Annotated in this window: 6 protein-coding genes; all 6 read right to left on the bottom strand. The window is 39.2% G+C overall.

The window, feature by feature from the left end:
- Nucleotides 1-346 (bottom strand): ThuA domain-containing protein (locus tag Q1V95_RS02830; RefSeq protein ID WP_300670063.1); only part of this gene is annotated, 346 nt, incomplete at its 3' end.
- A gap of 76 nt (nt 347-422) precedes the next feature.
- Nucleotides 423-1,808: a glycoside hydrolase family 9 protein gene (locus Q1V95_RS02825; RefSeq protein ID WP_300670061.1), complete on the bottom strand. Its 1,386-nt coding sequence runs from the start codon at nt 1,806-1,808 to the stop codon at nt 423-425.
- Nucleotides 1,765-2,751: a transketolase C-terminal domain-containing protein gene (locus Q1V95_RS02820; protein WP_300670059.1), complete on the bottom strand. Its 987-nt coding sequence runs from the start codon at nt 2,749-2,751 to the stop codon at nt 1,765-1,767. The genes Q1V95_RS02825 and Q1V95_RS02820 overlap by 44 nt, the downstream gene beginning before the upstream one ends.
- 75 nt (nt 2,752-2,826) lie before the next feature.
- A complete protein-coding gene (locus Q1V95_RS02815) occupies nt 2,827-3,678 on the bottom strand; it encodes a transketolase (protein WP_300670057.1) in 852 nt (283 codons plus the stop codon).
- 86 nt (nt 3,679-3,764) lie between these two features.
- Nucleotides 3,765-4,277, bottom strand: a complete 513-nt coding sequence (locus Q1V95_RS02810; RefSeq protein WP_300670055.1) for a hypothetical protein — start codon at nt 4,275-4,277, stop codon at nt 3,765-3,767.
- Complete coding sequence (locus Q1V95_RS02805; protein ID WP_300670053.1) at nt 4,264-5,844, bottom strand: sodium:solute symporter; 1,581 nt, start codon at nt 5,842-5,844, stop codon at nt 4,264-4,266. Before Q1V95_RS02805 ends, Q1V95_RS02810 begins: the two co-directional genes overlap by 14 nt.
- Nucleotides 5,845-6,000: the final 156 nt, after the last annotated feature.

The following is a 6,000-nucleotide window of genomic DNA, read 5'->3' as shown; positions in this document are numbered from 1 at the left end:
CCAGCAGTGCGGCATGATGAAATCCTACCCATCCGCCTTTGCCATGCGTTATATAATCTATGAATGAATTTTCGGCCTCTTTCGTCCACCTATAAGGTGGATAGTCCAGCTGTATAATGACCTTAAACTTGGCTAGATAGTCTTTTGTCATCTTTTCTGTAGTATTGATTTCAGTAACACGGAAGCCTTCTTTTTCACCGGTTTCCTTCAGCCATGCTAATCCCGTATCGGTAAAAGAAGCATGTTGCCCGCCCCTTTCTGTAAGCACCAATACATCAAATACCTGTTTGGTCTGTGCATTTAAATAGGGTATTGTTGCGATTGCCAATACCCACAGGACTACCATATTTCGACATAAGAACTTCGAAATCCTTCGGTTCACATCTTTTTTCATTATGCTATGATCTATTTATCTTTTCTTACTAATATTCCGCCGTTAGTGAAAGCCATTTTCCAGCAGTGGTCATCCAAACTTCTTTGTAGGTCGCATTATTGGCCTGCGGCCAATAAGGAACGTCTTCGTTGTATCGTGTTTGGATACCGACAGGCATCTCACCTACCATCTCCCCCGGAAGCGGACAGTATTGTTGCGCAAAATTGGCTCCTTCGCCGTAAATCAATGATTGTCCAAAAGGGTTCTTACCGACCGTCCAATAGAGCTGTTCTCTTCCGATCTGCAACAGCTTATCATTTTTTAAATATTTGCCCAATAGGGCTGCGGCCTTGCCCTGGCTCAAATGAATTGCCGCATTTCCACGAAAGGAAAACCAGACTGGAAAACGTTTTAAATAATACGCTTCGTCCAATTTAACACCCTGCTTAAGCTGGTCTACAAAATCCTCTTTTGCTTTTTTACCCGCAAAAAGATGTTGTCTTTGAAAGCTGAGCGAATCTTGAGCCTCATCCACACGATAAACGCCCGCGGGCACCATGCCATAAGGAGCGGTATACTTCATAATCTGGAGTAGATAATCGCCATAGGCATGCAATGCTTGCTGCCAGCGCGCTTGATTCGGATGATGAGGTTGCCCTTCTGCTAGCGCGACCAATGCCTGAGCATACACCTGCTCCCGCGATTGATGATTCGCATGGACAACCACCTTTTGCGTTTTATCCCGATAGAAAAATCCTTTCAGGCCATCGGCATCCCCTAGAGGTTCTTTGCGCTGTGCCAACAATACCTCGTCCATGAAATCGGCTGCATGCTGTGCATATCTATCCTGCCCTGTCAATTTATACAGTTGACTCGCAGCCCAGGATGCTGTCGCCATAAATTGACTTTCGGATGTCGCATAGCTATGCTCCCAAAATATCGGAAAATGATCATAACCTTTCTCCCGCCACTTGGCCAATGCAAAATCAAAATCCTCCATGGCCGTTTTTTTAAGTTTCTCACTTAAAGCCGGATCTCGGGTTATACTCATGGCCGCATAGGCCTCGTAGGCCGCAAACAAGAAATTATCAAAAGGACTGTCATGTACACGCGCCTTCATGTCATCCTTATTCCCGATCAGGCCATCTGTCCAGATGACAATGCCGGCACTACTGGCCCTATACCCCTTCCCTAAGCGGGTTTTCAATATAAAATCTATGCCCCATTCAGCCTCTTCCATAAGCCGTAAATAAAGTGCCTGATTATCATCTTTCACTTTATTGGCCATTTCCAATAGCGAGAATACGACATCGCCTGTCTGCAGGCTCTGTTGTGAAAGATCACCTGCATCATGCCAGCCGCCATTATAGGCGAGTCTAAGTCCTTCAAAACTAGCTCCGATATCGGCATGACAGGAGCCATGCTTTTCCGACACCGGGTGCCCGTGTCTTAACCGCTTCGATCACTGCGTCCGAATCAATTTTGTATTTCTTCATCAACTCAGCTGGCGTACCAGACTCTCCGAAAGTATCGTGTACTGCAACAAATTCTTGAGGCGTTGGTCTTCTTCTTGCCAACATTCCTGCAACAGATTCGCCTAAACCACCTAGATAATTGTGCTCCTCAGCTGTTACAATTTTACAAGTTTTTTCAACAGACTTTAGAATGATTTCTTCGTCCAAAGGTTTGATGGTGTGGATGTTGATGATTTCGCAAGAGATGCCTTCTTTTTCTAAAGCATCAGCAGCCAAAAGACTTTCCCAAACCAAGTGACCTGTTGCAACAATCGTCACATCTGTACCTTCTTGCAAAAGAATACCTTTTCCGATTTCGAAAGGCATATCTTCTGGAATGAAAACTGGAACTACAGGACGACCAAATCTTAGATAAACTGGACCTTCGTGCTTCGCTGCTGCCAAAGTCGCAGCTTTAGTTTGGTTGTAGTCACAAGGATTGATCACAGTCATACCTGGAAGCATTTTCATCATGCCGATGTCTTCCAAAACTTGGTGCGTTGCGCCATCTTCACCCAAAGTAAGACCTGCGTGAGAAGCTGCTATTTTTACATTCTTGCCAGAATAAGCGATAGATTGACGGATTTGGTCGTATACACGAGATGTTGCAAAATTCGCGAAAGTCCCAGCAAAAGGAATTTTTCCATTGATAGTAAGACCTGCTGCCATACCCATCATATTGGCTTCTGCGATACCAACTTGGAAGAATCTTTCTGGTGCTTTCTCAATGAATTTTTCCATTTTAAGAGAACCAATAAGGTCGGCACAAAGTGCAACAACATTAGGATTAGTATCTGCTAATTCTGCCAATCCAGCTCCAAAGCCTGATCTTGTATCTTTTTTGTCTGTATATGTATATTTCATGAGGATTTCTATTTTTTAAAGAATCGTTAAACCCAATAAGTTTGTAGTATTCTTTTTTGTTTCGATTATTAGATTTTAGTAGTCAGCTATTTCGTCAAGTTGAAGTTGTTGAAGTGCACTTGCCAATTGCTCGTCGTTTGGCGCTTTACCATGCCAAGCGTGAGAACCCATCATATAATCGATACCTTGTCCCATTTCTGTGTGAAGTAGGATAGCAATAGGTTTTCCGTTTCCAGTTTCGGATTTTGCTTTTTCTAAAATTGCAATAACCGCTTCTAGGTCGTTTCCATTTTTTTCTTCAAGAACCAACCATCCGAAAGCTTCTAGTTTTGCGTGAAGATCACCAAGACTCAATACATCATCTGTATCACCGTCGATTTGTCTTCCGTTGTAGTCGATTGTTGCAATGATGTTGTCAACTTTTTTAGCTGCGCCATACATCAAAGCTTCCCAAATTTGACCTTCTTGCAATTCGCCATCACCATGAAGTGTGTATACAATTGACTTGTCACCATCCAACTTTTTAGCTTGTGCAGCGCCCAAAGCGACAGAAAGTCCTTGTCCTAAAGAACCCGAAGCGATACGGATGCCTGGTAATCCTTCGTGTGTTGTTGGGTGACCTTGTAATCTAGAATTTAATTTTCTGAATGTTGCCAATTCTGGAATCGGGAAGAAATCAAATCTAGCTAATGTACTGTAAAATACCGGAGAAATATGTCCGTTTGATAAGAAGAATAAATCTTCGTTTTTACCTTCCATTGTGAAAGGTAGTTTGTAGTTCATTACTTTTCCATAAAGGGCTGTGAAGTATTCTACACATCCTAAAGATCCGCCTGGATGTCCACTGTTAACTGCGTGAACCATTCTTACAATGTCTCTTCTGATTTGTGTACTCAAGCTTTTTAGCTCTTCGATATTTTTACTCATTTTTAAATTTTTTCGTGTTGCGAATTTACGATTTTAGTTTTTGTTTCAGAAACTTAACAGGTGTTAATTGCTTGTTAATTTAGACTTTAGCAACCTTCATTCATGCCGACCAAGATTTCGACAACGATATTGTTTTCCATTTTGAAAGTTAGGTAAGTGCCAGCATCATAATCATTTAATGTAAAAAATGATTGCTTGTCAGTTTTACCGTTTTCATCTTTATATTGATGAACTTCGAAATTAGCGTAATTTCTGTATGTGTCAATTAATTGATCTCTTGTGTTACCAACGCCCATTCCGCTTTTTGTTTTGAATTTTGGACTTTTCGTTTTAAGTGAATAGATTTGTTTCTGCATAGGCTTTTTGTCATCAACCCATTGGTCCATAAGCGATACTTCCACAGTTTCACCATTAAGGCTTACTTTGTTGGTTTTGTCATAGTCATCATAAGATTGAAGCGCTTTTTTAGCAATTTTATCCGCTTCAGTTTTTGGCATAAAGACTTTAAAATCACCAATTCTCAAAGTTGAAAGTTCAAAATTTTGTGCAAAGATAAATTGACACATTCCTAAAAGTAAAAAGATGCTAAGCTTTTTCATATTCGATAGTTCTATTGTTTTTAATTAAATATAATCCAATGAAAGTTAATAGTCCGTTTAACACAATTAACTCAACGCCAATGCGGTAAGATGTGTAATTGGTTACTAGATAATTGATAATGTAAGTCAAAACTGGCGCGATTAAAGTAACAGCCAGAATGCTTCCTTTTTTTGAAATTTGATATTTAGTAAAGATTCCGAAAGCAAATAATCCAAGAAGAGGTCCATACGTGTAACCTGCAACTTCCATGATGAGATAGACGATTGATTTATCATTAATTGCTTTAAAAATCATAATTAAAATAAAGAAAACAATCGTGAAAGTTAAATGCACCTTCATGCGAAGACGTTTTTTCTCTTTTTCAGACTTTGTTTGGTCTTCGTTAATGTTAAGTATATCCACACAATAAGAACTTGTAACCGCAGTTAAAGCGCCATCAGCTGACGGAAATAAAGCCGAAATAAGTCCAATAATAAAAATCACTGAGATGAAAATTGGAAAATAACCTTGCAATGACAGAGCAGGGAAGAGGTCGTCGCCCATAATGTTGGTCACACTTCCTGCGGCATCTTTCATCCCAAAAATATTTTGTATCGTTTCTTGACCGTTAACCAATTTGGTGATTTGTGCATATTCGGCGCCGTTTTGCATCGCAAATAGATACAAAAGTCCACCAAGAAATAAGAATGCAAAATTGACTATCAGCAATGTTCCTGCAAAAGTCAACATGTTCTTTTTAGAATTTTTAAGATTGTCAACAGAAATATTTTTTTGCATCATTTCTTGGTCAAGTCCTGTCATCGCAATCGTGATAAACATACCACCAATAATGGTTTTTAGGAAAAATGTTTTAGAATTAATATCCGTATTGATAAGGTGTGTATAGTTCTGTTTTTCTAAAAGTGAATAAGCATCTCCCATCGAAATACTAAGATGGTTAAGAATGTAAATAATACAAGCTGCCAAGCTGATAATCATAAACGAAGTTTGCAAAGTATCTGTGATGACAATGGTTTTAACACCGCCTTCAAACGTGTAAAGCAATACCATTAAAAGTAAAACTAAAGCCGTTACCCAAAATGGAATTCCGATTTGTTCTAATAAGAAAATTTGCAAAACATTTACTACCAAATATAATCTTGCAGTTGCGCCAATTGCTCTAGAAATAATGAAAAATACGGAGCCAATTTTGTGAGCTTCAACATTGAATCGTTTACCCAAATATGTGTAAATTGATGTCAAATTCATTCGATAATAAAGCGGAAGCAAAATAGCTGCAACGATGAAGTAGCCAATGAAAAAGCCGACAACCATCATATAATATTCGAAGCCTCCAAAAGGATAAGCGCCGTCAGTCATCTTACCAACCGTACCTGGAACAGAAATGAAAGTCACACCTGAAAGACTCGTCCCAATCATCCCAAAAGCAACGAGCCACCATTTACTTTTTTTGTTCCCGATAAAGAAAGATTGATTGTCAGAATTACGACTTGTAAAATAAGAAATCACGAGTAATCCGATAAAATAGGCGAATACGAATATTAGTAGTAAAGTTGCAGAACCCATTCTTAAAATTTAATTAAAAACAAAAATAAACTATTGCGGCGATTAATTGCCATTCCTGAGCTAGCTTTTTTAGCTAAATGGCTAATTCTAGTGAGTTTTCAGAAAAGCTAAATTTCGATTAATTGTGTGTGAATCCGTTTCTTGTAGTTTTTTGGA

Origin of the sequence: Soonwooa sp., assembly GCF_030151385.1 — a bacterium.
GTDB lineage: Bacteria > Bacteroidota > Bacteroidia > Flavobacteriales > Weeksellaceae > Soonwooa.
This window is presented reverse-complemented; position numbering and strand designations above follow the sequence as displayed.